Here is a 22621-nt window from a genome sequence, read left to right as displayed (position 1 = left end):
CCGGCGGCCCGGTGCTCCGACCGGCCGCGGCTCGGACCGCCCGGGCGCCCCGTCCTCGCGGGGGTCGGGCCGGACGGCCTGCCGCGCACACTACCGAGCGCGGGCCGGCCCGCCGTGGTCGGCGCGTCGGCCCGCGCGGACGGGCTCAGCTCGCCCAGACCTCGGCGTCGTCGGCCGGGATGGTGGTGGCGAGCTTCAGCTCCTTACGGGCCGCGACCGTCTTGTGCGGGTCGATGCCGGTGAAGGCGAGGTCGTAGGCGACGTAGAAATCGTCCGTGTTACCGGCCGAGGCGGCGTCCTTCCACGCCTCGGCGGTCTCCTCCAACTGCGTGCGGAGCTTGACGGTCTCCGGCTGCTCCACGGCCTTCAGCGCCGCCACGTGGGTGTTCAGCGCGGAGGCAACGGCTTTGGCCTGCTTCTTGTAGCCCGGCAGGTCGTCCTCGATCTGGTCCGCCTCGGGCTGGCTGCTCCACAGCGCCTCGTAGACGGCGTTCGCACCCTTCAGGTACGTGGTCTGGTCGGTGTTCAGGGACTTGTCCTCGAGCGAACCGGAGAACGTGCCCGATTCCTTGGCGTACGTGCAGCTCACCGCGCGGTCGCCGGTCTCCCAGCTCTCGCTGGTGGGGTAGTAGTAGAAGAGGTCGACGCCCTCGGGCACCGCCCAGGTGTCGGAGATGAACTTCTGCGACTCCGTCGGGCACCGCTCGTCGGCGATCTTCGAAGCCCCGCTGTCACCGGGGTACGCCGACTCGCCCTCGATGGCGAACTCGCCGACGACCTGGCCCTTGTGCGCCTCTTCGCACGGCACCACCTCGACGCTGAACTCCTCGCTCTCGCTCACCGCCTTGTTCGGGTTGTAGCAGTCGCCCGGGGTGAGGGAGAAGACCGACCGCTGGCGGACCGCCTTCTTGGCACCGGCCTTGGCGCTGTCGATGGCGTCGGCGCAGCCCACCGCACCGATCGCGAGGAGGGCTACCGCGGCGGATATGCCGCGGGCTGAACGGGATGTGACACCGAAGAACATGACGAGAGCATCCTCAAACGGAAGAGCTGTGAACAGGTGTGCGCATCGTATGGCATAAGTGTGACCGGACTGTGCGCAGGTGATCACCTGGTGGAGCCCGGTGGCCCACCGGCCGACACCGGCCCTCCGAACGGAATCCGGACGCCGGGCCAGCCGTTCTCTTGTGAACTCAGTCAATGGCTGAGATGCTTGAACGCGCCTGCGGCGGGGGCCGGCGGGCAGGGTCGGCCTCCTGGGTGGAGGGCCCCTTCACGCGTGATCCGGCCCCGTGGCCGGCGGGGAGACGGCGAGGTCCGGCCGGAGCCCCGGACCCCAACTCACGGTGACCGGGCAAACTCTGATAGTTATTCGGCGGGGCTCGTACGTACACCCCGAGCGGCGTTCCGCCGGACGCCGCCAGGGAGGGGGACAGCACATGAACACCATCACGCGCGGCCAGGTCATCGCCGGTGAGCAGCAGGCCGTGGACCGGGCCTACGACTGCTACACCGCGCGCCTCGCCGAGATGACCGGGACGGCGGCAGCCGGCGCCTCGGCGACCGGCAAGGACGGCATCGCCAACCGGCTCGACGCCGACAGGAGAGCCGAGGCGTACGCAGGTCTGGGGGACGAGTCCCTGGTGATCGCCCGTGTCGACGTGCCTGAGGGCCCGGGCGAAGCGCCCCGGCCCTGGTACGTGGGACGGCGTGCAGTCTCCGACGTCCGGACCCGCGACACCGTCGTCGTGCTGTGGACCAGCCCGCTGGCCACCACATGGTTCGAGGCGCGGCCGGACGCGCCCGGCGACGTCGTCCTGCGCCGCCGACTGCGCTGCGCGCAGTCCATCGTCGAGGACTACTTCGACGAGATCACGTCCGCGGCACCCGCCCCCGGCATCCCCGTCCTGGAAGCGGTTCCCGAACCCCGGCCCGCCGGCGACGACACGATCACGGCGCAGCCCGCCACGGCCGGCGCCGGTCCGGAGCCGGGCCGTCCGCAGTCCGTCCCGCCGGGGAAGGGGCCACGGCCGTACACTCCCGCCGATCCCGCCCTGCTCCGGCGCCGCGATCCCCTCCAGCCCGACGACTTCCTGCTGCGGGAACTGCAGCGTTCCCGCAGGGGACGCATGCGCGACATCGTCGAGACGATCCGCCGTGACCAGATCGACCTGGTCACGGGCTCCCCCTCCGACATCCTCGTCGTGCAGGGGGGCCCGGGCACGGGCAAGTCCGCCGTCGGCCTCCACCGTGTGACCTGGCTCGTCAACAACGACCACTTCAAGGCCCAGGACATCCTCGTCATCGGGCCGCACCAGCGGTTCCTCGACTACGTCGGCCAGGTCCTGCCGACCCTCGGTACCCGCGACGTCAACGCCGTCCAGCTGTCACGCCTCTGGGACGGCGACGTCCTCGGAAGCGACACACCCCGGGCCCGGCTCGTGAAGTCCGACGAGCGGATGGCGGCCGTCCTGCGGAACCGCGTCGAGCAGGAGTGCCGTCCCGCCGCCCTCGACGGGCTCCTCGCCGCGCCCTCCTTCGCAGGCGACGAGCCGGCGTTCACGGTCGCCGCGGGCAGCACGACCCTGCGCGTGCCCCGCTCGGAGATCCACGCCCTCATCGAGGACGTCCGCGGAGGCGAGGGGGCGTACCGCGAGCGGCGTGACCGCTTCCGGAGTCTGCTGGTCGACCGTTTGCTGCGAGAACTCGCCGCACTCGCCCCGCGCCGTGGGGCGGACGGCACCATCCGCCGCAGCCTGGAACGCAACCGCCAGGTGGAGAGGCTCCTCGACCGTGTCTGGCCCTCGCCCGGCGCCCGGGAGAGCCTGCGCAGCCTCTACGACTCGGCTGAACTCCTGCACGCCTGCGCGGACGGCGTCCTGGACGAGGACGAGCGGGCCGCACTCCTGCGGCCCAGGGCCGACAAGGCGGAGGACGACCCCTGGACCCTGGACGACCGTGTCTGCCTCGAGGAACTCCGCCACCTCATCACGGGTGAGACACCCCTGCGCTACGGCCACATCGTCGCCGACGAGGCCCAGGACCTGACGCCCATGCAGGCGCGGGCGCTCCGCCGCCGCGTCGCACGGGGCGGCTCGATGACCGTCCTCGGCGACCTGGCCCAGGCCACCGGCCCGCACCCGTACACCGCGTGGGACCGGCTGGGCGCGCTCCTGTCCGACCACGGGGACTGGCGGGTCGCGGAGCTCACGACGAGCTACCGTGTCCCCGCCGAGATCATGGAGTTCGTCGCCCCCCTGGCCCGTGCGGTGGCACCCACGCTGCCCTACCCGCAAGCCGTGCGCGAGGCCGGCCCGGACGCCGTCCGCACCCTCGCGACCGAGCCGTGGAAGCTGCTCGGTGACACCGTCGCGCACGCCGTCCGTCTGGTCGGCAGCAGCGACGGGCGCACCCTGCGGTCCGTCGCCGTCATCGTTCCCGACGACTCGGGCTGGCTCGACGAGATCGGCCGCCATCTGGACGAGGCCGACGGCATCACCGCGCAGGAACGCGAAGCGGTCTCCGTCCTGGCAGCCGGCCAGGCCAAGGGCATGGAGTACGACCACGTCCTCGTCGTGGAGCCCGCGACCATCGCCGACCGGGGCCCCTCCGGTCTGCGTCAGCTCTACATCGCGCTGACCCGCAGCACACAGACCCTGACCGTCCTGCACACCGCGCCGCTCCCGGCTGCCCTCGCGCCGGCTGTCCTCGCCCCGGCGGCCGAGGCTCCCCAGCAGCCGGTGAAGGGCCACGGCACCGCGGCGGTTCCGGTCGCGGAGGGACACATCCCGGAGATCGGCACCGACATCCGGGTCCGGGTGATCGGCCACACCACCGGCGGCAACTACCGGGTCGAGGCGCTCTCGCCCGCCACGGACCGCCCGCTGCTCATGGCCGTACGCCACGGTTCGACGCCCCCTGCCGCGGGGACGGAACTGAACGCCTGGGTCCTGCGCCACGCCTCCAGCGTCAGCTTCGTCACCGTGGACGAACGCGGTCGCCGGCCGATCTCGTCCACCATGGCCCGGCGGTACGCGGAGGCCCTGGGCGTCGTCGGGGAACTGGCCGCCGGGCACGTCCCGGACGACACCCGCGCCCGGCTCTCGGAACTCAAGGGCATGGCCAACCGCTGCCTGCGCCTGGACCAGCAGGACTGGCTGGACGTCTGGCGCGTACTCGGATCCCCGGACCGGTCCCGGCTGGGCGCCCTTCGGGACCTGGCGGCCGACGCCAACCGCGCGGTGGCCTCCGGCGCACCGGACCTGGCCCGGTTCCGGGCCGCGCTGGAGCGCAGCGGCTGGGCGGCTGACCTGGCCGAGGCGCGGCGCACCATCGAGCGCCGTACCGGCGCCGGAGACGGTGCCGCACCGGAGCCCGAGCACGACCGCCCCGCCGCCCCCGAGCTCTCACCGTCCGTAGCCCCGTCCACGCCGCCCGCTCCGCCCGGCGCACGCGAAGCGTCCGAGCAGCCCGATCAGAAGGAAGCCGAACCCGTGACCAGTAACGCCACCGAGCCCGGCGCGCCGGAGAAGACGGACCCGCGCGCGGACCTCCTCCGCATGCTCGAGGCGTCGGCCGCCGAGGAGCGGACCTGCAAGACGCATGAGGCCGTGCGGTTCGAGCTCATGGCCGCTCTGCTGCGCGCCGACCGGCAGCCTTCGCCGCCCTCCCGGGTCGTCGACGTCGAGTGCACCACGGCGCAGGGGCACCTTCTCTACGAGGTGCTCGGTGCGGGTCTGTCCACGTACGCCGACCTCCGCTCGGGAGCGGCCCGTCTCCACGAGATCAACCACACCCTGCCCAAGCCCGCGGACCGTCTCTGCCTCGTCCTGGCGACGCCCCCGGCCGAGGACTGGTCGGCCGCCACCATCCACGACGTCTTCGGCGTCCACGTCCTGTGGCGCACCGGGCACGGCTGGGCCGGCAGGGACGCGGAGACGGCCCTGGGCGCGGGCCAGGCGTGAACCCCTTCTCCGCGACCGGGTGTTCCGGCACCGGTCGCGGAAAAGGGCCCGCCGGACACCCGGTGGAGGTCTACCCTCGTCGGGTCGTCGTCCAGTTCGCCGACCGGGCCGCAGCGCCGGCATGGGAGCACATATGAGAACACTGCAGACCGCGACCCTCCTCGCCTCCACCGCGGGAGCCGCTCTGATGGCCGGGCTGTTCTGCGCGTTCGCGTACGCCGTCATGCCGGGCCTGTCCCGCGCCGACGACCGGGGCTTCGTCCAGAGCATGCAGCACATCAACCGGGCCATCATCAACGGCTGGTTCCTCACACCGTTCCTGCTGCCTCTGCCGTTGCTGGTGCTCGCCACGGTCCTCGCCGCGAAGGGGCACAGCCCGGGGGCCCTGCCGTGGATCATCGCGGCGCTGGTGCTCTACGGGGCGGCGTTCCTCGTCACCGGAACACAGAACGTCCCGCTCAACGACGCTCTTGACAAGGTGCCGCTCGATTCGACCCCCGACCGACTGCGGGACGCGCGGGCCGCGTTCGAGAACAGCTGGGCCCGATGGAACACCGTCCGTGCCGTCCTCCACACCGCGTCCCTCGGCGCACTGCTCTGGGCGCTCCACCTCCACGGCCGGGCCGCAGGTGAGTTGAGCTCGTAGGGGAGTACCACTGCCCTGTGATCAGGCCGCGATGACGACCGCCGGCCTGGTCAGGGCAGAGGACTTCGACGGCGCCGGGGGCGAGGCGAAGACCACCACCCGCAGCAAGGCGAACCGTCCGACCCCGGCCACAGCGGACGCCGACAGGTACACGGCCTGCTCGACCCAAGCGGAGGGGGCGGACTGTACGGCGTGCAACGTGAGGAGAGCGCCGGTGGTGAACGCGTAGCTCACCGCCACCGTGAGCCCGGACTGCAGATGGATCCGCCAGCCCCTGCGTTCGCTCCGGAAGGAGATGCGGCTGTGCAGTTCCGTCGCGATCACCGTGGAGACGACGGTGACCACGGCGTTGGCGAGGACGAGAGGCATCCGCTCGCCGAGCAGCACCAGGGCACCGCCGGCCGCCAGGCCGACCCCACCCCCGCAGACGACGAAGCGCACGAAGGCCGCGACGAGCGGATGGGCGGTGCGCTTCGTCGGCACGTGCGCTTGGGCGGTCACGGGGGAGCCTCCGGGAGGTGTGTGGAAACGATGCTCCGATTCCACACCACGCCCCGGGGAGGGCGCGTCCCCCGAGCGAAGCAGCCGGGCCCCTACTTCTGTCGGGGACATCCCCCAGAAGGACCTGGGGGATCCGGCACGCACCGGTACCGGCGTCCCGCCCGCCCGCGTGACTCCTCGCGTTCGTTCCTCGTTGACCAGGGCCGTGCCCGCTGTCCCGCGGCCCCGGTGAGGAGAGGATCGGTCGTGTACGAATGCCCGCCACTGCGTCCGGCGCAAAAGGCCCCGGTCACCCGGCCGGACCGGGGCACACCAGGTCAGCTGCCGTGGCTGGCGGCGGTCGCCGGGATCTTCGCCGCCGTCCAACTGACTCTCGTCGTACCGGGTTCAGGACTCGCCTGGGACGAGACGGTCTACGTGAGCCAGGTCGGAGGCAACGCCCCTCCGGCCTTCTTCAGCGCCCCACGCGCCCGCGGCATCTCCTACCTCGTCGCTCCTGCCGCGGCGCTCACCACGTCCACCACCGCGCTGCGGATCTACCTCGCCCTGCTGTCCGCCGCCGCGTTGCTCGTGGCCCTCCGGATCTGGCGGAAGGTGCTGCCCACACCCGTCCTCGTCGGTGCGGGCGCGCTGTTCGCCGGCCTGTGGCCGACCCTGTTCTACGGCCCGGCGGCGATGCCCAACCTGTGGTGCGCCCTGGGCGCCCTGGCCGCGGCAGGCTGGGTCGTGAGGGCGATGCGCGGTGCCACAGGTCCCGCCGAGACGCTCGGTGCGGGGACGGCCGTGGCGCTGGTCGCCCTGATGCGGCCGGCCGACGGGTTCTGGCTCGCGCTGCCGCTGGCCCTCGCGGTCGTCCTGGTGCCCGGCCGACGTCTGCCGGGCCTCTGCGCCGCGCTCGCCGGCGGACTGGTGGCGGGCTGCCTTCCCTGGGCCGCCGAGGCGTACGCCCGATACGGGGGCCTCCGTGCCCGGCTTCACCGGGCCGGCGAGATCCAGGGCGGGCTCGGGTGGAACTTCGCCGTCGACGACCACGTGCGGGCGCTCGCCGGCCGTACCCTGTGCCGCCCCTGCGAGATCGCCTGGGAGAGCCCGGTCACCGCGGCGTGGTGGGTGGCGCTGCCCCTCCTCACCGCCGGCGGCATCGCGGTGGCCCGACGCGCCGGCCGAGGTGACGCGGCACTGGTGGCGACGGCGACCGGGGTCTCGATGGCTGTCCCGTATCTGTTCCTCGTCGAGTACGCCGCGCCCCGCTTCCTGCTCCCCGCCTACGCGTTGCTCGCAGTGCCGGTCGCCGAACACGTGGTGCACCTCTTCGCCCGGGCGTGGCGGGCCCGTGCCCGGGCGGGTCGTGCCGCGCTGACGCTGGCTCTGGCGGCTCATCTCGCCGTCCAGCTCTCCGTGCTCAGCCATGTGGTCCGCACCAGCCACTCCACGAGCGCGGAGTTCGCCGCTGTCGCGGACGCGCTGAACCGGCTGGGGGTGCGCGCTCCGTGCGTCGTCAGCGGTGACCATGCCGTGCCGATCGCCTACTACGCCGGCTGCTCCTCACGCCAGACCCGAGGGCACGACGCGAGTATCACCCCCGAAGCCCTCCGCGCCCTCGCGCGCCGTGTGCCGACAGCCGTCCTCGTGGCCGAGGGCGACGCACCACCCCTGGTCACAGGCGGCTCGCGGGCGGTTCCCCTGCCGGCAGGCCGGGGCCCCGGGACCTACCGGACCTATCTTCTGCATTCCTGACGCGCGGGCCGACGGGGGCGCCCGGCTGCGAGGCAGGCCGGGATCACGAGCGCCCGAGCTCTCCGGGCGCGCCTGGATGCGCCGCCCGCCACGCCGCCATCGAGCGGTCCCACTCGTCCCCGGAAAGTGCGGTGAGGGAGGCCGGGAACAGGCCGTCCTCCTCCTTGGCGATGTGCCGGTGCAGCTCGTCGACCGCTTCCCGCAGCTGTACGACGTCCTCGGCGCGGCGCAGATCGACCCGATCCAGGAACGAGGCGAGTTCGCGGTGCTCCCGCACCAGGGCGTCGATGTAGGCGGCGTACTCCGCGTCGCCGCCCATCACGGCGAAGAGCCCGTCCTCCTCGCCCTGCCAGTGGGCGAGGAGCTCCCGCCTCATCCGGGCCACGAGCTCCCCGGCACGTCCCGGATCGTCGTGGTCCAGGGCGCGCAGGGCGTCCCCCGCGGTGTCCGTGACGGACTCGTGCTCAGCGATGAACTCCTTGATCAGAGGAATTTCGCGGCAGCCGCAGTAGTGGCACATGCGGCCACCGTAACCGGATCAGCGATTCATGGGGCAGACGGGCCGAATGCGACGTAGTCGGACATCCGGTCCGCTGCCGCCGAGCGACGACGGGGGCCACGCGGGACACCCCTTCGGCAACTCGCTGATCCGTTGGGTAGGTTGGCTTCACGGCGGTCCCCCTCGCCGGCACCCGTCGCGCCCGGAGGCGTCCATGAGTGACCAGCAGCAGCCGTCCGTCAGCCCGGCTGCGGTCCCGGTGTCGGAGCGGATCGACACCACCCGGCCTCACTCCGCCCGCTTCTGGAACTACTTCGTGGGCGGCAAGGACAACTACGAGGTCGACCGGGAGATCGGGGACCAGATCAGGACCCTCTTCCCCGGGCTGGTCGATGTCGCCGTGGCAGGGCGGCAGTTCCTTCGGCGCTCGGTGCGTCATCTGGTGGAGGAGCGGGGAATCCGGCAGTTCCTCGACATAGGCACCGGACTGCCGACCGCGGACAACACACATCAGGTGGCCCAGAGCCTCGCCCCCGACGCACGCATCGTGTACGTGGACAACGACCCGCTGGTCCTCGCCCACGCGCGAGCCCTGCTCACCAGCACGCCCGAGGGGGTGACGGACTACGTCCACGCCGACCTCTACCGCCCCGAGACCGTACTCGCCCAGGCTGCGAAGACGCTCGACTTCGACCGGCCCGTCGCCCTGATGCTCCTCGGCATCCTCGGCCACGCCGACGACTTCGACCAGGCCCGGGACGTCGTGGGCCGGCTCATGGCCGGGCTGCCGTCGGGCAGTCACCTGGTGGTGTACGACGGCACGCGCACCAGCGAGGGGATGATCGCCGCCGAGAAGGCCTACATCGAGAGCGGCGCCGTGCCGTACTACGTGCGTGAACCGGAGCAGATCGCCACGCTGTTCGACGGCCTCCAGTGGGTCGAGCCCGGTTTCGTACGGCTCAGTGAGTGGCACCCCGACGCGGAGAGCGCGACCGTTCCCGCCGATGTGGACGCCTTCGGCGGAGCCGGTTACAAGGCGTAGGGAGTGTGCGCCCGGGGGCCGGGATCAACTGCTCACCGGCTCACCGGCACCGCGCGATGCGGCGTGGTCCACTGCTGAGTGCCCAGCCGTCCCGTGGACCGGCCTTACGGATGCCTCCCATCGCGCAGGCGTACGCCAGCAGGTTGGCGTCGTGGGAGAAGGAAGCACCGGGTTGCTGCCAGAAGCGGTAGAGCCAGTGCTCCGGCGGCGCACCGGGGGAAGGCGTCCCGGGGCCTATCTCCTCATGCCGTATCAGATCGCCGTCGCGGTAGAGGGTCCCGGACACGCCACCCTTGGGGTTGAAGTTGAGGCTGTAGGCGGTGGCCGGGGAGAGCCTGCGGGAGAGTTCGTCCTGGTCCAGCTCCAGCGAGAAGGGCTGGCTGACGATGCAGCCGTACGCCGTACCCGTGACACCCACCGCGTACAGGCCGACCGCGTCGAACAGTGAACGCTGGTCCGTGTCCGGATCCTGTCGCAGTACGGGGCAGGCCGCCGGATCGGCGCCGATCCGGCGGATGGCCTCGTCCTCATCGACCACGTCGGCGAAGGTCACGTGCAACCCTTCGGTCCGGATCGGCTCTGCCGAGAAGACAGCGATGAGCCGGTCGGCCCGTGCCTGCTCCGCCCGTGCCACCGCTGTCAGCGGCTCCGCTCCCGGCGTTCCGGCCAGGAGAGGCGCCAGCTCTGTCGTCAGCGCCAGCCGGCCGGGCGTCCACCCGTCCACGCAGGGCCGCCACGGATCGGCTCCCGCGTCGAGCAGGAGCCGCACGCTCTCACCGCGCAGGGCTGCGACTGCGTGCCACAGGGGTGTGAGCCCTCGTGAGTCCGGCACGTCGACCTGCCGCGTGTGGGTGAGCATCACCGCTACCGCCCCGGCGTTTCCGCGCTCGGCCGCCAGATGTAAAGGCGTGGTCCAGCTGTGCTCCGACCCCCATGGAGCAGTCGCGGACTCGCCGCCCGCGAGCCGTGCCTCGATGCCGGCCGGATCATCCCAGTCCTGAAGATGCCAGCTCTTCGTATCCATGTCCGCGAGCCTCGCACACGGCACTGACAGCATCACCGGAACGTCCTGGCGGCTCCTTGCCGGCGCGATGCCGACTCGTGCCGGACAGGGCGCGTCTGCCGGTACGAATGCCGCGTGCGTGTGACGAATGCCGAGGCAGCGCACGGCCACCCCGGATCGCACCCGGGCACCGCCTGCAACGTCCCGGTAATCCGCCCGGCGCGGGAGTTCCCTACCCTCGCTCAGGAATCGTCGGAGCAGCAGGACGGAGGCGGCGCCGTGGCCGGACCAGCACGCGGACGACGGGCCGAGCACGGCGCGGGACTGTCCCATCACGTGATCCACGGCTACCGCCGTGCGTTCAGGGTCGAGGGGGAGGGGCCCGCCATCCTGCTCGTCCACGGAATCGGCGACTCCTCCGCGACCTGGGCGGAGGTGATCCCCGGGCTGGCCCGCCGTCACACCGTGATCGCACCCGACCTGCTCGGCCACGGAGCCTCGGACAAGCCCCGGGCCGACTACTCGGTGGCCGCCTACGCCAACGGCGTCCGGGACCTCCTGGGCGTCCTGGGCATCGAACGTGCCACCCTGGTCGGCCACTCGCTCGGCGGGGGCGTCGCCATGCAGTTCGCCTACCAGTACCCCGAACACACCGACCGGCTCATCCTGGTCAGCGCGGGGGGCGTGGGGCGGGAGGTCAACCCCGTCCTGCGAGCGGTGTCCCTCCCGGGCGCCGACCTGATGCTGTCCACGCTGCGGCTGCCCGGCATGCGCGGCCAGGTCGGACTCTTCACCCGGCTGATCAAGCTGCTCGACACCGACCTAGGGCAGGACGCGGGTGAACTGCTCGACCTCGTGGACGCCCTCCCCGACAGCACGTCGCGCAGTGCCTTCATCAGCACGCTCAGAGCGGTGGTCGACCGGCGCGGCCAGGTCGTCACGATGCTGGACCGCTGCTACCTGGCCCAGGGCATGCCCACGCTCCTGCTGTGGGGCTCACGGGACGGCGTCGTACCCGTGCACCACGCCTACGGCGCCCACGCGGCCATGCCCGGGAGCCGCCTGGAGATCTTCGAGGGCGCCGGCCACTTCCCCTTCCACACCGACCCGGCCCGCTTCCACGCCCTCGTGGAGGACTTCATGCGCACCACGGCCCCTGCCGACTGGAGTCAGGAACGCTGGCGCGAACTTATGCGTGCCGGCCGCCCGGGCAGCACGGAGGGGGCGCCGGACCCCGCGTTCGACCGCGCGGTGGACCGCGATCTGCGGGAGGCGAGCGAGCGCAGCGCCACCTGAGGGCGCACGCGGTCCCCTGGGCCGGTGCGGAGCGGGCCCCACCCCGCGCGTGACGGCCGTCACCGGACGTGCGAGCCGGGGACGCGGGGCGGGAGAGCAGTCGTCAGGCCTTGTGGGCGACGGCGCACCACATGGGCAGGGTGTCGTCCGGCGTGTCGGAGGGGCCGGGACGCCAGCGGGTCAGGGTGACGACACCCGGTTCCAGGATCTCCAGGCCTTCGCAGAAGCGTTCCACATCCTTCCGGGTGCGCGGGGTGGCGGAGGCGTGGCCGGCGGCGCGCTCGTTGTAGATCCGCATGGATTCGGCCACCTCGGGAGCGGTGACGTCGGCGGCCGGGTGGGACAGGACGAGGTAACTGCCCGGAGCGAGGCGGTCCAGCAGACGGCGGGTGATGTCCCACGGGTCCTCGGAGTCCTTGACGTACTGGAGGATCGCGACCAGCATCAGGCCGACCGGCCGGTTCAGATCAAGGGTGCGGGAGGCCGCGTCGAGAATCGTGTCCACGTCCCGCGCGTCGGCCTGTACGTAGTCCGTCTGCCCCTCGGGGCCACTGACCAGCAGTGCCCGGGCGTGGGTGAGCACGATCGGGTCGTTGTCGACGTACACGACACGGGACTCCGGAGCGGCCCGCTGGGCCACTTCGTGCGTGTTCTCAGCCGCGGGGATGCCCGTACCGATGTCCAGGAACTGCCGGATCCCGGAGGCCGCGAGGTGACGTACGGAGCGGCCCAGGAAGGCCCGGTTGGCGCGGACGGACGGCACGATGGTCGGGTTCGCCTCCGCGGCGAGCTCGGCTGCCTCCTGGTCCACCTGGTAGTGGTCCTTGCCACCCAGCCAGACGTTGTAGACCCGGGCGGGGTGCGCGTGCGTGGGATGGGACGTGGGCAGCGCGTGTTCGTTCATCGTTCGTCACCTCGTGCGGCCGAGAGGCCAGGTCGGACTCGTGTTCGGTCACGGTACCCCCCGCCTGACGAAGGGGAGTGACCGGCCGCGCCGCAAGTCAGGCGTGGGGGCGCCTGCTGACTGACCGGCAGATGTGCCGCCCCGCTGCGGCGGCCTGCCGCGCTGCGCTCATGTGCGTACGGTGTCCGAACACCTCGGGATCGACCTGCGCTGGACCGCCCTCGCCAAGTTCGCGCGGGACTTCGCGGACGCGCTCGCGGAATCACCGGCGGTCAACGGCGGTCGGGCACGGCCCGGTGGCTCGGTCGGCCGGTGCCGTGCGCCGGACGAGCAGCGACAGCAGCGCCGCCCCGGCGCACAGGGCGCCGAGCGCCATCCAGACGGGGGTGTACGTGCCGAAGGCGTCGCGGGCTGCTCCCCCTCCGTACGCGGCCAGGGCGGCGCCGGCCTGGTGGGCGGCGCTGACCCAGCCGAAGGCCACGGCTCCGGCGTCCGGGTGGAACTCACGGCACAGCGCGATGACCGGCGGGACGGTCGCGAGATCGAGCAGGCCGAAGACGACGACGAAGGCGATCATCGACGGTTGCACCGTCGCGCTCATCAGCAGGGGCAGGAACACCAGGAGCAGGCCGCGCAGGGCGAAGAAGAGCGCGAGCAGCCGTCGTGGATCGTGGCGGTCCGTGGCCCATCCTGACGCGACGAGCGGGGTGGTCCCGCAGCACGAGCCACATCAACGGCACGGTGGCGCACGCCGCGAGCGCGAGGGTGACGAGGGAAGGGCGCCAGCCGTGCCGGTCCACGACCCAGGAGAGAGCCGGGAGGAAGACCATCTGCCCGAAGACGCTGCCGGAGGCGAGTACACCGGTGACCGGACCGCGCCGCCGTACGAACCAGCGCTGGGTGACCGTGGCACCGAAGGCCGTGGCCACGGATCCGGTGCCCCAGGCCGACGAGCATGCCCGACTTCACCGTCAACGTGCCCCTCGGCCCTGAGGCACTGGAGAGCGCGGACACCGTCTTCGTGCCGGCCGCCCAGGAGGACTACGAACCGCAGGAACGCGGACGGATCAGCGCCGACGTGGCCAGGGCGCTGGCCCGTGTCCGACCGGGAGCACGGATGGCGTCCATCTGCACGGGCTCGTTCGTCCTGGCGGCGGCGGGGCTGCTGACGGGACGGCGGGCCACGACGCACTGGAAGTCGTGCGAGGAGTTCCGGGCGCTGTACCCGGAGATCGAGGTGGACGCCGGCGTGCTGTACACCGACGACGCCGGGGTCCTCACCTCGGCCGGGGTGGCCTCGGGTATCGATCTGTGCCTCCACATGATCCGCACGGATCACGGTGCGGAGGTCGCCAACAAGGTCGCCCGCGGGACCGTCGTACCGCCACACCGGGAGGGCGGTCAGGCCCAGTACATCGAACGCCCGGTCACCCCACCCGAGCAGTGCTCGACGGGGCCGGCCCGGGAGTACGCCCTGGAGCACCTCGGACGGCCCCTGCGACTGGACGAGCTGGCCGACCGGGCGTCGATGAGCGTACGTACGTTCAACCGGCGTTTCCAGCAGGAAGCCGGACTCACGCCCATGCAGTGGCTCACCCAGCAACGTGTCGACCGTGCGCGGCAGTTGCTTGAGAGGACCGATCTGCCGGTGGACCGGATCGCCACCGACGCCGGCTTCGGGACCGGCACCGCGCTGCGGCAGCACTTCCACGCCGCGCTGGGGGTGTCGCCACGCGCCTACCGCCGCACGTTCAGGGGTGCCGCTTCCGGCTCGTCCGCCTCGTCCGGCCCGGTCGGCCTATGAGGGTCAGCCGGCGGAGGGGGTGCGGATGGCCGCGATGTCGAACTGGAGGCGGAGCCGCTCGCTCACCATCGCGCCGCCCTCGGCCAGGCGGGCGTTGTACGTCAGCCCCCAGTCGGAACGGTTGATCGTGGTGGTCCCGTCGAACCCCACGCGCTCGTAGCCGAACGGGTCGGTGACGTAACCGATGTACGTGAGGTCCAGGACGACGGGGTGGGTGATGCCCCGGATGGTGAGGTCGCCGGTCATGCGGTAGACGTCCTTGCCGATGAGCTGCACGGCAGTGCTCACGAAGCCCATGCGCGGGTGCCTCCTGGCGTCCAGGAAGTCGCGGCCGGTCAGGTGCGCGTCGCGCTGCTCCACGCCGGTGTCGACGCTCGCGGTGGACAGCGAGATCTCGGCCCGGGAACGCGCGGGGTCGCGCCCGTCGAACCAGAGACGGCTTTCGTACTCCAGGAACGCGCCACGCACCGTCGTCACCATGGCGTGCCGCACCGAGAAACCGATCCTGCTGTGCGCGGGGTCGATCATCCACTCCCCACTGAGAGCCGCGAGGCGGGGATCGAGCTGAACTGCAGCACCGTCGGCCGTCGGGGCGGCGGTTGGCTCCTCCGTGCGGGGCTCCGGACGACGGAGCAAGGAGTTGCGGCTGAAGAGGTTCATGAAACAGTTAGTTACGCTGAGGTAAGTGGCACTCGCAAGAGCTGATCAAGGAACCCGAACATTCATGGTCGGACCTTCACAAAGTGACGTGCTGGCGAAGTGGGCGGTAGCCGAGGGTGGGCAGGACGAGATCTGTGACGGCTCGGAGGGAACCTGCGGTGCGCGTCCTGGAGGAGTCGGGTGATGGCCGTGGCCGGTACTGACCAGGCGTCATGGAACCGGTCGCTGAGAGCCCTTTTCGGGGAAGGCATGGTCGCGGCAGTGGGCGCGCGGCGACGCGATGACTGGCGACTTGACGCTCTCGATGCGATGCAGCTGAAGTCCGATGACCCACGCAAGTGGCTGAATTCGGCCACGGCACCCGGAGGACAGAGGTATGGGGCCGGTCCGGAGAATCCGTTCATCGCCGTCACACCGGGCGACTTCGACTCGGCTTTCCCCGTGTCGAGGAGGGGCGCCGAACAGGTCATGGTCACGCTCCAGAGCGAGTGGTCCCACCTCGAAGGCATACCGGGATTCGCCGAGCAGGAGGCCGAACTGATCGCTCACGCGGCAGTGTTGTCGGGTAGATTCGGAAGTGATGCCCTGTTCTTCACCAATGTTTCGGCGGCGAGGGAGAACCCGCATGCCGATATGTTCGATCACGGGGGTGCCTATGAGGGTTTCAGCGGCCACGTGTTCGACTGCGGTGTCATAGCGGTCTCTGCGACTGAGGTCGGCATCTTCTGGGGGTTCACGGTCGACTGAGGTCCTCGTGGACGTACGCACTGGTGACGCCTGATCAGGGCTGGAGGCGGGCAGCCGCATCCCCGGTCACCGACAGGGGGGATTGCCGGCCGCGAGTTCCGCCGGTGTGGTCGCGCACCGGTGCCGACTGCACCGGTGAACGGTCCGCTGTCGGTGACGAGTCGTGCCACATCGGCAGTCGCACACCCCTGCGTTCGCTGATGCCTGCCCGCGGGCGTGGCCGGCGTCGGCCTCGGGGCCATCGACTGCCGTACACGGAGCCCACCGCCCTCGTTGCTACGAGCGTTCCCCCCGAACCGGCGCCTGCCGGGTCTACCGCGCGGTCCTGCCGCAGCCGGATTTCCTGCTGCCGGTGTGGCTTCGCGGGCCTGCTCGCGTTCGTCGGTCAACGCGGGCGGACCGGGAAGACGGAGTGACGCGATGAGGGTGGGGCCGCGTTGTGGTCCGTGCCGTCGGGTGGCCACTGTCGGGCCGTCATCGACGGCCACGGACTGCGTCATCGTCCTGCGGCGCGTCAAGGACGCTGGTGTGGTCGAGGATCGCGGCGGTCAGCGGGGCGAGGACTTCCCGGGGGAGCGCGTGCCCCATGCCGGGGATCTCGACCGTGCGCGCCCCGCGGATCACCTGGGCGAGATGCTGCGGGTGCGGGGGAGGGAAGACCGGTTCGGCCGGGGCCGAGATCACGAGGGTGGGCACCTCGGTTTTCGCCAGTTCCTCGGTGCGCAGCATGCCGGAGGTGTCGGCACGGCCGTGCGCGGTGCTGGAGGCGTGGTGGCCGGTGTGCTCGATGATCTTCCGCTCCAGCGCGCGTGCACCCTCCGCGTCGAAGGGGAGCTGATCGCCGGCCAGTGCCCGCCAGTGTGCGACGCGAGCGTCGAGTTCACCCTCCGGGCCGCGCTCCTCGGCCGGCCGGGCCCAGATCTCCAGCACGTGGGGAGCGATGCCGGGGAGCTCCTCGGGCGGGACGTGCGTGCCGTCCGGCCGCACGTACGGAGTGGTGCTGAGCGCGGACGTACCGATGAGGGTCGCGCTCAGCAGGCGGTCCGGGTGGTCGGCGACGAGCAGCTGGGTGAGCATTCCGCCGAGGGACATGCCCACGACGTGGGCGCGGTCGACGCCGAGGCCGTCCAGGACGGTGATCGCGTCCTCGGCGAGGTCGGTGACGGCGTACGGCTGTTGGTCGAACGCCCAGGTGGAACGGCCGGTGTCTCGATGGTCGTAGCGGATCACCCGGTGGTGCTCGGCGAGCGCGTCCACCAGCTCGTCAGGCCAGCCCAGGCCGGAGGTCTGTGCGCCCATGACGAGCAGCAGGGGAGGAGCGGTGGCGGAGCCCCGCTCCTCCGCCCACAGGCGCACGCCCGGTGCGGCGTCGATGAAGTGGTACATGGTGCTTCTCCTGTGAGGAACGGGCCGAGTGAGTGACAAGGCGAGGCGAGACGGTTCGTCTCGTTTCCACTCTAGCGTAGACGCCGCCCGCAGGGGAGGTCCTCGCGGCGGAAGTGGTGTGCTGGTCGAGGCGTGTGCGTGTCGGTCGGTGCGTCGACTCCGGCACGGTCGGGGTCACCCCTTGCCGGCACGGTGGTCTCGGTCCAGGTGTGGCGAGGCGTGCCCGCAAGAGTTCCGGGATGCCCCGAGGCGTCGCCGGGACCGGGCTGCCGCCGGATGAGGCCGGCAGTGTCATCGCCCGCCGGGGCCGCACCTGACCGGTGTTCCCCGCCGAGCGATCCGCTGCGGCTTCCGCCCCTCCTGCTCGGTCGACCGGCGAACTCTCACCGGTGACGCCATGCCCGCCCCTGTCACACGCCGTCCTGACATCCAGCACAACGAGTGGCCCGGCAAGGTTTTCCGGTCACAGGGCTGGGAGCGCGGGAAGCCCCGTCGGGGCAGGGTGACCAGATGGGTCCCCTGCCCCGACGGAGCTCGGTCGGTCGGGCGGTGGGTTACCGGCCCCTGGCAGAGGCCGGTGCTGTGTGCGGCGCTCCCCGGCTCAGCCGAAGTTCACGTCGCTGCACCACATGTAGGCCTGGTCGAGGTGCGAGGCCTGCCAGATCACGAACAGGGTGTGGTGTCCGGTGTAACCGGAGGTCTGGACCGGGAAGGTGATGTCCTGCGCCGGGGCGAAGCGGCCGGTCTGCGTGATGAAGTCGAGGTTGCCCCAGCCCAGGGTCTGGGTCTTGGGGTTGAAGCCCTGCTTGCTCACGTAGACCTTGAAGTAGTCGGCACCGTGGGACGCCTGGTCGTACAGGTGGACCGAGAAGTTGTTACCGATGGTGGTGGTCTTCCACTGCCCGGGCTTGTTCAGGCTGGCGTTCCTCGAGAGGTTGTTGCTGCAGAGAGTCCCATCGGGGGTCCGCGCCTGGAACTGGCCACCGAGGCCGTCGCGGAGCGCGCTCATCCAGTTCCACATGGTGTCGGGGTTGGCCTGGAAGGCCTGCCAGCACATGGGGTCTTCGGTCTGCATGGCCGGGTTCGTGTGGTTGCTGCCCCACGTCTTCCAGCACTGGTACGCACGGGAGGCGGGGCCGACGATGGTGCCGTGAGCCTGGGCGGGGGCCGACCAGGTCAGTGCACCGGCAAGCATGACGAACAGCATGACGAGCGCCTGGAGGGGCCGACGGAGGGGCGACCGCGAACGCCCGGTCAACGGGCTCTGTTTGCGCATGGGGGGAACTCCTTCCAGTTGGCAAGGCTGTTGTGGGAGCGCTCCCAACGGTATGACTTCTGGGTGAATTGTCAATGAAACAAACGCAGTTGGTTACAAGGGCGCCGACGAGCAGGCAATTCGTCCTGAGCCGGCAGCCAGAACCGGTCCTGGGACCGGAACGCGAGGATGCGGCCTGGGCCGGTGTGCGGGGCGATGCCAGGGAGGGGTGTTCACAGCATGGCAACGGGACCTGGCCCCGGCGTGAGGCTGCCCAGTTGGAACGCGGCCGACGGCACGCAGCGGGAACGTGCGTACTCCTCGGATCTGAACCGACGGTGCGGGAGCAGGGATGCCGTAGCGAGGGAAGCCACCGGCACCGCAGATCAGCCTCGGCGCGCTCCGGCTCACCTGGGCCGCCGCAGCTCCAGGTCGCTCCCGGACCAGGTGCCGGAACACGTCCCGGTGGACCGTCGGTCAGGCCATGGAGGCAACTCGCGGTCTTGCGGATCCGGACCAGCAGGGGAGACTGCCTTCACGCCCGGTCCGCCCGGTCCGCGGCAGCACCACGCCAAGCAGGTCGGTCCACGTCACTCCACCGAGATGAGGTCTCATGAACCGAAACCGAGCCGCCGTCGGCGCGGTCGCCGTGACCCTGTTCACCGCCGGCCTCGCCGTCGGCCCGGCAGTCGCCGCCACCGCCACCGAGGCGAAGGCCCGCGTCGGAGCCGACTGGGCAACTCAGTCGATCGTCTTCGCCGCCGCCGCAGGGCAGACCAACAACCTCAACATATTCTCCATGTACACCAGCGACGGGATCCGGCGGATCGGCTTCAGCGACGTGGTCCCGCTCGAACCGGGCGACCACTGTGCGTACTCCAGAGCCGAGGACACCACCTCCGTCGTCTGCGAACTGCCCGCCGACAGCCCCCGGCCCGACAGGATCGACGTCTCCCTCAGCGACGGCAACGACACGATCGCCGCCTTCACTCCCGGAATCGGCACCGTGAGCGGCGGCCCCGGCGACGACGAACTGCACGCCCACACAGCACACATGGTGCTGGGCGGCGCGGGGAACGACATGGTCATGGGACCCGCCGCCCTGCACGGCGGCGACGGTACGGACCACCTGATGGGTGACAGCGGCAACCAGCAGATGTGGGGAGGCCGGGGCGATGACATGATCGAGGGCTACGGCGGTGACGACACCGTGCACGCCGGCCCCGGCGACGACCACGCCATGGGCGGGGACGGCCGCGACGTCATCCTCGGCGGCCCCGGCAACGACACACTGGACGGCGAAGGCGGCGACGACCTCGTCTGCGGTGGCACCGGAAAGGACACCCTCGAAGGCGGACCCGGCCGTGACGTCGTCCTCCCGTAAGTGCGCCTCCATGCCCGAAGGTCCCGGCCCGCGGCGCGATCGGCGTCGCGGGTGCCGACCCGCACGCTGTCCGGGCCGTCAGGTGTATCGCCCCGGAGTCGCACGGCACGAATGCCGACCGCCCTGAGCCGTTCCACGGCCTTGTCGCAGGTGCTCGCGCAGGTACACCATGGCAACCATCGCGCGTTGAGACGGGCGGAGCTTGCAGCGGCGGTTGCCCTCACGGGGCACGATCCGCATGGTGACCCACTCCACGAGTGCATGCGGCAGGCCGGGTGCGGCAGGATGGACGATCAACGAGTCCTCCGAGCAGCAGGATTGAGACTAAGACATCTCGATCAACAGCCCGAGGACCTCGCTCGTTGCGCTTCACGATCCGTCACCGTGACTGAGCGCTTCATCTGCGATACCCACCACATGAAGCGCTCGCGCGGAACCGCCCCCCGGGTCAGTCCTGATCTTGGATGTACTGAGCTGCGTACCAACTGGAGTCGATGGCGGGGTTGCGCAGAGCCCCCCCAGAAGCGCTCGTCAGGTATCGGCGGCAGCGGAGGATCGCCCAGGTCCGCATGGAGATCCGCACGCCAGTCGACAGTGAAATGACTGCGGATTTCCGCGCTCTCGCACACGGACCTGTAGGGGGACCCCCAGATCCCGAGGGCTGTCTTCTCCGCGGCCCACCTGAGAGTGACGTCTCGGCCGGTGTTGGCCTGTACGAGCACCGCCCGGAGTCGCAAAGCGAGCGGCCCGGTCTGGTCCGGCCGCGGTGGAGCCCCACCGCACTCCCACGCGTCCAGGGCTGACTTGACCTCCGGGTACTTGTTCAGACCGGATTCGACCGCCAGTCTGCGCAACTGCTTCCGCGCGGCCTCAACCACCTGCTCGTACGGCAGGATCGCGATCAGTGCACCGAGTTCCTCGTGCCCGTCCAGGTAGCTCGCGTGGAAGAGGTCGTTGGGGCTGTGGGACAGGTCCAGCTCCGGCAGCTCCTCATCCGGCGCGGGAAGGGGATCGTCGGCACTGCACTCCGGCCGGGGAGCAATGGGCCCCTCCCAGAACAGCCGGCCGTTGAACGTGACGACACCACCGTCCTTGCCACGCTCAAGCTTGCCGGCCAATTCGGCCAGATACCCACCCAGCGAGTCGGCCTGTCCGAAACTGGTGCCGGTCTCGTCGAAGAACCGCCCGATCGCACCGAAGGAGTCCCGCCCAGTACGGCAATCCACCAGGAGACCGTCCGACGTCACGTCATAGGAACCGAACTTTACGTAGCTGCGAAGCCTGTAGCCCTCGGCCTCCCCGTCGAGGCCTTGGTCAAAGCCACGCATGAACCCGGTGTCCCCGAGGATCCCGCTCACTCCGAGCAGCCGGTCGCCCGTGCTGAACCGGAAAGCCTCAGGTCCCTCCAGCGCCCCGTTGTGTCGGAGGAGTGAAGCGACCAGGTCCGGAGGAAAGGTGACACCCAGTTCCTCTTGCGCTGCCGCGATCTCCTCGGCCCCGGCGGGCGGCCGAAGCGTGGCGAAAGTACGGGGCGCGTGCTCGCGCAACCACGCGTCGATGCGAGTCCATGAGGCATGGACCAGGTCTGCTGTCATAGGCCGACCCTAGAGTCAGCCACTGACATGAAGCGGTTTCCGTGGGTGTCGGTCCTGAGGTGATGCGGCCGTGCTCGTCGCAGCTGAAGCGTAGGGGGCGGCCGGAGGAGTTCGTGGGCACATCCAGTGGTTGCGCGTACGCACGGTCCATCGCGTCCCGTGCCCGGAGCATGCGGCGGTTGGTCTCTTCCACGGTGCGGCTCACGGCACCATCCCACCACAGGGCAGGCCGTGCCGGGCGGCTCTGTCACACCCCCTCAGTACGCTCAGGGTATGAGCGTCTCCCTTTACTACTGTGCGAGCCGGGCTGCGCCGCTGACGGATGCCGAGACGGCCGCTGTCGAGCGCGTCGTTGCCGCCCACAGGGCGTCCTTTCCGTACGAGGACCAGGAAAGCCTCTCCCTGTACGACAGTGAGGGCAGCCGGCCGGACGAGGTCGTTGCCGGGTCCACGAAGATGCCGTTCGACCCCGGCAAGGTGCTACCGGTGCTCGACCATGTGCTGGGCTCGGTCAGCGAGTTGCGCCGTGTGCTGCCGGGAGCGGAGTGGCACGTTCACATGGATGACCTCGACGTTCCGTGGGACGAGACCGAGGGTTACGCCTTCCCCGGTATGCGCGATCCGGACCTCGCGGCCGAGCTGGGCGGTCTCTGAGGCTGGTGCGGGTGCTTGGACGGCTCAGTTCCTGAACCCACAGAGCTAAGCCGTCTCGTCCTGGGCGGACTCTCGGTGCCAGCTCAGTTCCGTCACGGCATCCGCCGCTTCCCTGCGCACCTCGGGATGGTGGTGATGGAGGAAGCGTTCGACGATCGGCAGTGCCGCCTGATCGTGCGTGCAGCCGAGAATGGCCAGGACGTAGGTGAGGAGCAAGGGTTCGAAGCCGTCCACCCCAGCAGCGAGCGGCTCAACCACGCGGTAGGGGAGTTCGTAGTAGGTGGAGGCGGTGCCGACTGCGTGCAGCGCGGACTCTCTCACTGGGTAGCCCTCATCGGAGAGCGCAAAAGTGACGAGGCGTTCGACCGCCCGCTCAGCGTCGTTCTGCGTCAGACGGCTCGTTTCCAGGACATCGTTGACAACGTCGAGGCAGTGGTCCCGGGGCCTGACACCGGAGCTTGCCAGCTCCACCCAGGCCGATTCGACCAATGCTGTCAGCCTCTGACATGCGTCCACGGCCCACCCGTCCCGTGTCGTGCGCGGA

The 22621-nt window shown here is 70.7% G+C and carries 19 protein-coding genes and 3 pseudogenes; 9 read left to right on the top strand and 13 right to left on the bottom strand.

What is annotated here, in order from left to right; all coding sequences use genetic code 11:
- Positions 1-145 precede the first annotated feature (145 nt).
- Entirely contained in the window at positions 146-1024 is an 879-nt protein-coding gene (locus OO67_RS25290; RefSeq protein ID WP_033303710.1) for a septum formation family protein, read from the bottom strand.
- A 415-nt stretch (positions 1025-1439) separates the two neighbouring features.
- Between OO67_RS25290 and OO67_RS25285 the strand changes: the two genes are divergently transcribed.
- Complete coding sequence (locus OO67_RS25285; RefSeq protein ID WP_033303709.1) at positions 1440-4964, top strand: AAA family ATPase; 3525 nt, start codon at positions 1440-1442, stop codon at positions 4962-4964.
- A 133-nt stretch (positions 4965-5097) separates the two neighbouring features.
- Positions 5098-5610 carry an anthrone oxygenase family protein gene (locus tag OO67_RS25280; protein WP_033303708.1) on the top strand — a complete coding sequence of 171 codons (513 nt, stop codon included), beginning with the start codon at positions 5098-5100 and terminating at the stop codon, positions 5608-5610.
- Positions 5611-5631: 21 nt separating this feature from the next.
- Here OO67_RS25280 and OO67_RS25275 read toward each other — a convergent pair whose 3' ends face one another.
- The gene (locus OO67_RS25275) at positions 5632-6111 is read right to left on the bottom strand and encodes a GtrA domain-containing protein (RefSeq protein ID WP_033303707.1); all 480 of its coding nucleotides are present in this window, start codon (positions 6109-6111) and stop codon (positions 5632-5634) included.
- A gap of 246 nt (positions 6112-6357) precedes the next feature.
- Between OO67_RS25275 and OO67_RS25270 the strand changes: the two genes are divergently transcribed.
- Positions 6358-7848, top strand: a complete 1491-nt coding sequence (locus tag OO67_RS25270; protein ID WP_051709851.1) for a hypothetical protein — start codon at positions 6358-6360, stop codon at positions 7846-7848.
- Positions 7849-7891: 43 nt separating this feature from the next.
- Here OO67_RS25270 and OO67_RS25265 read toward each other — a convergent pair whose 3' ends face one another.
- Positions 7892-8368 carry a hemerythrin domain-containing protein gene (locus OO67_RS25265; RefSeq protein ID WP_033303706.1) on the bottom strand — a complete coding sequence of 159 codons (477 nt, stop codon included), beginning with the start codon at positions 8366-8368 and terminating at the stop codon, positions 7892-7894.
- A gap of 193 nt (positions 8369-8561) precedes the next feature.
- On the opposite strand from OO67_RS25265, the gene OO67_RS25260 reads away from it, so the two are divergent.
- Complete coding sequence (locus OO67_RS25260; protein WP_033303705.1) at positions 8562-9389, top strand: SAM-dependent methyltransferase; 828 nt, start codon at positions 8562-8564, stop codon at positions 9387-9389.
- A 40-nt stretch (positions 9390-9429) separates the two neighbouring features.
- Here OO67_RS25260 and OO67_RS38290 read toward each other — a convergent pair whose 3' ends face one another.
- A complete protein-coding gene (locus OO67_RS38290; RefSeq protein ID WP_167748676.1) occupies positions 9430-10413 on the bottom strand; it encodes an ankyrin repeat domain-containing protein in 984 nt (327 codons plus the stop codon).
- A gap of 258 nt (positions 10414-10671) precedes the next feature.
- Between OO67_RS38290 and OO67_RS25250 the strand changes: the two genes are divergently transcribed.
- A complete protein-coding gene (locus OO67_RS25250; protein ID WP_033303949.1) occupies positions 10672-11688 on the top strand; it encodes an alpha/beta fold hydrolase in 1017 nt (338 codons plus the stop codon).
- Positions 11689-11791: 103 nt separating this feature from the next.
- On the opposite strand, the gene OO67_RS25245 is transcribed toward OO67_RS25250, so the two are convergent.
- Entirely contained in the window at positions 11792-12592 is an 801-nt protein-coding gene (locus tag OO67_RS25245; protein WP_033303703.1) for an SAM-dependent methyltransferase, read from the bottom strand.
- Positions 12593-12854: 262 nt separating this feature from the next.
- A pseudogene (locus OO67_RS37130) lies at positions 12855-13552 on the bottom strand (MFS transporter); the annotation flags it as partial.
- On the opposite strand from OO67_RS37130, the gene OO67_RS25235 reads away from it, so the two are divergent.
- Complete coding sequence (locus tag OO67_RS25235) at positions 13548-14396, top strand: GlxA family transcriptional regulator (RefSeq protein WP_033303701.1); 849 nt, start codon at positions 13548-13550, stop codon at positions 14394-14396. The pseudogene OO67_RS37130 and the gene OO67_RS25235 overlap by 5 nt on opposite strands.
- Positions 14397-14399: 3 nt before the next feature.
- Here OO67_RS25235 and OO67_RS25230 read toward each other — a convergent pair whose 3' ends face one another.
- Positions 14400-15056 carry a YceI family protein gene (locus OO67_RS25230; RefSeq protein ID WP_033303700.1) on the bottom strand — a complete coding sequence of 219 codons (657 nt, stop codon included), beginning with the start codon at positions 15054-15056 and terminating at the stop codon, positions 14400-14402.
- A gap of 183 nt (positions 15057-15239) precedes the next feature.
- On the opposite strand from OO67_RS25230, the gene OO67_RS25225 reads away from it, so the two are divergent.
- Positions 15240-15803, top strand: coding sequence for a hypothetical protein (locus OO67_RS25225; protein WP_033303699.1), 564 nt, complete (start codon positions 15240-15242; stop codon positions 15801-15803).
- 474 nt (positions 15804-16277) lie between these two features.
- On the opposite strand, the gene OO67_RS25220 is transcribed toward OO67_RS25225, so the two are convergent.
- Both OO67_RS25220 and OO67_RS25215 read right to left on the bottom strand, forming a co-directional pair.
- The gene (locus OO67_RS25220; RefSeq protein ID WP_051709842.1) at positions 16278-17189 is read right to left on the bottom strand and encodes an alpha/beta fold hydrolase; all 912 of its coding nucleotides are present in this window, start codon (positions 17187-17189) and stop codon (positions 16278-16280) included.
- A gap of 601 nt (positions 17190-17790) precedes the next feature.
- Positions 17791-18465, bottom strand: a complete 675-nt coding sequence (locus OO67_RS25215; RefSeq protein ID WP_465269784.1) for a lytic polysaccharide monooxygenase auxiliary activity family 9 protein — start codon at positions 18463-18465, stop codon at positions 17791-17793.
- A 592-nt stretch (positions 18466-19057) separates the two neighbouring features.
- On the opposite strand from OO67_RS25215, the gene OO67_RS25210 reads away from it, so the two are divergent.
- Positions 19058-19828, top strand: coding sequence for a calcium-binding protein (locus OO67_RS25210; RefSeq protein ID WP_033303697.1), 771 nt, complete (start codon positions 19058-19060; stop codon positions 19826-19828).
- 150 nt (positions 19829-19978) lie between these two features.
- Here the strand turns inward: OO67_RS25210 and OO67_RS37120 are convergent.
- The 3 genes and pseudogenes from OO67_RS37120 to OO67_RS40110 all read right to left on the bottom strand — a co-directional run.
- A pseudogene (locus tag OO67_RS37120) lies at positions 19979-20125 on the bottom strand (IS5/IS1182 family transposase); the annotation flags it as partial.
- A 41-nt stretch (positions 20126-20166) separates the two neighbouring features.
- The gene (locus OO67_RS25205; RefSeq protein WP_244300321.1) at positions 20167-21423 is read right to left on the bottom strand and encodes an SMI1/KNR4 family protein; all 1257 of its coding nucleotides are present in this window, start codon (positions 21421-21423) and stop codon (positions 20167-20169) included.
- 115 nt (positions 21424-21538) lie between these two features.
- Positions 21539-21628 (bottom strand): annotated as a pseudogene (locus OO67_RS40110) (helix-turn-helix domain-containing protein); the annotation flags it as partial.
- A 68-nt stretch (positions 21629-21696) separates the two neighbouring features.
- Between OO67_RS40110 and OO67_RS25200 the strand changes: the two are divergent.
- Complete coding sequence (locus tag OO67_RS25200) at positions 21697-22077, top strand: hypothetical protein (protein WP_033303696.1); 381 nt, start codon at positions 21697-21699, stop codon at positions 22075-22077.
- 45 nt (positions 22078-22122) lie between these two features.
- Here OO67_RS25200 and OO67_RS25195 read toward each other — a convergent pair whose 3' ends face one another.
- On the bottom strand, positions 22123-22566 hold the full coding sequence (locus OO67_RS25195) for a HEAT repeat domain-containing protein (RefSeq protein ID WP_157841733.1): 444 nt from the start codon (positions 22564-22566) through the stop codon (positions 22123-22125).
- Between the last annotated feature and the right edge of the window lie 55 nt (positions 22567-22621).

Source organism: Streptomyces atroolivaceus (assembly GCF_000717025.1).
Classification (GTDB): Bacteria; Actinomycetota; Actinomycetes; order Streptomycetales; family Streptomycetaceae; genus Streptomyces; species Streptomyces atroolivaceus.
The sequence above is the reverse complement of the archived record's forward strand: the minus strand, read 5'-3'. Positions and strand labels throughout refer to the sequence as shown.

Excerpts from the sequence above, each read along its gene's own strand:
- OO67_RS25290 (WP_033303710.1), bottom strand. The coding sequence starts at position 1,024 with ATGTTCTTCGGTGTCACATCCCGTTCAGCCCGCGGCATATCCGCCGCG.
- OO67_RS25285 (WP_033303709.1), top strand. The coding sequence starts at position 1,440 with ATGAACACCATCACGCGCGGCCAGGTCATCGCCGGTGAGCAGCAGGCC.
- OO67_RS25280 (WP_033303708.1), top strand. The coding sequence starts at position 5,098 with ATGAGAACACTGCAGACCGCGACCCTCCTCGCCTCCACCGCGGGAGCC.
- OO67_RS25265 (WP_033303706.1), bottom strand. The coding sequence starts at position 8,368 with ATGTGCCACTACTGCGGCTGCCGCGAAATTCCTCTGATCAAGGAGTTC.
- OO67_RS25260 (WP_033303705.1), top strand. The coding sequence starts at position 8,562 with ATGAGTGACCAGCAGCAGCCGTCCGTCAGCCCGGCTGCGGTCCCGGTG.
- OO67_RS38290 (WP_167748676.1), bottom strand. The coding sequence starts at position 10,413 with ATGGATACGAAGAGCTGGCATCTTCAGGACTGGGATGATCCGGCCGGC.
- OO67_RS25245 (WP_033303703.1), bottom strand. The coding sequence starts at position 12,592 with ATGAACGAACACGCGCTGCCCACGTCCCATCCCACGCACGCGCACCCC.
- OO67_RS25235 (WP_033303701.1), top strand. The coding sequence starts at position 13,548 with ATGCCCGACTTCACCGTCAACGTGCCCCTCGGCCCTGAGGCACTGGAG.
- OO67_RS25230 (WP_033303700.1), bottom strand. The coding sequence starts at position 15,056 with ATGAACCTCTTCAGCCGCAACTCCTTGCTCCGTCGTCCGGAGCCCCGC.
- OO67_RS25225 (WP_033303699.1), top strand. The coding sequence starts at position 15,240 with ATGGCCGTGGCCGGTACTGACCAGGCGTCATGGAACCGGTCGCTGAGA.
- OO67_RS25220 (WP_051709842.1), bottom strand. The coding sequence starts at position 17,189 with ATGTACCACTTCATCGACGCCGCACCGGGCGTGCGCCTGTGGGCGGAG.
- OO67_RS25215 (WP_465269784.1), bottom strand. The coding sequence starts at position 18,465 with ATGCGCAAACAGAGCCCGTTGACCGGGCGTTCGCGGTCGCCCCTCCGT.
- OO67_RS25210 (WP_033303697.1), top strand. The coding sequence starts at position 19,058 with ATGAACCGAAACCGAGCCGCCGTCGGCGCGGTCGCCGTGACCCTGTTC.
- OO67_RS25205 (WP_244300321.1), bottom strand. The coding sequence starts at position 21,423 with ATGACAGCAGACCTGGTCCATGCCTCATGGACTCGCATCGACGCGTGG.
- OO67_RS25200 (WP_033303696.1), top strand. The coding sequence starts at position 21,697 with ATGAGCGTCTCCCTTTACTACTGTGCGAGCCGGGCTGCGCCGCTGACG.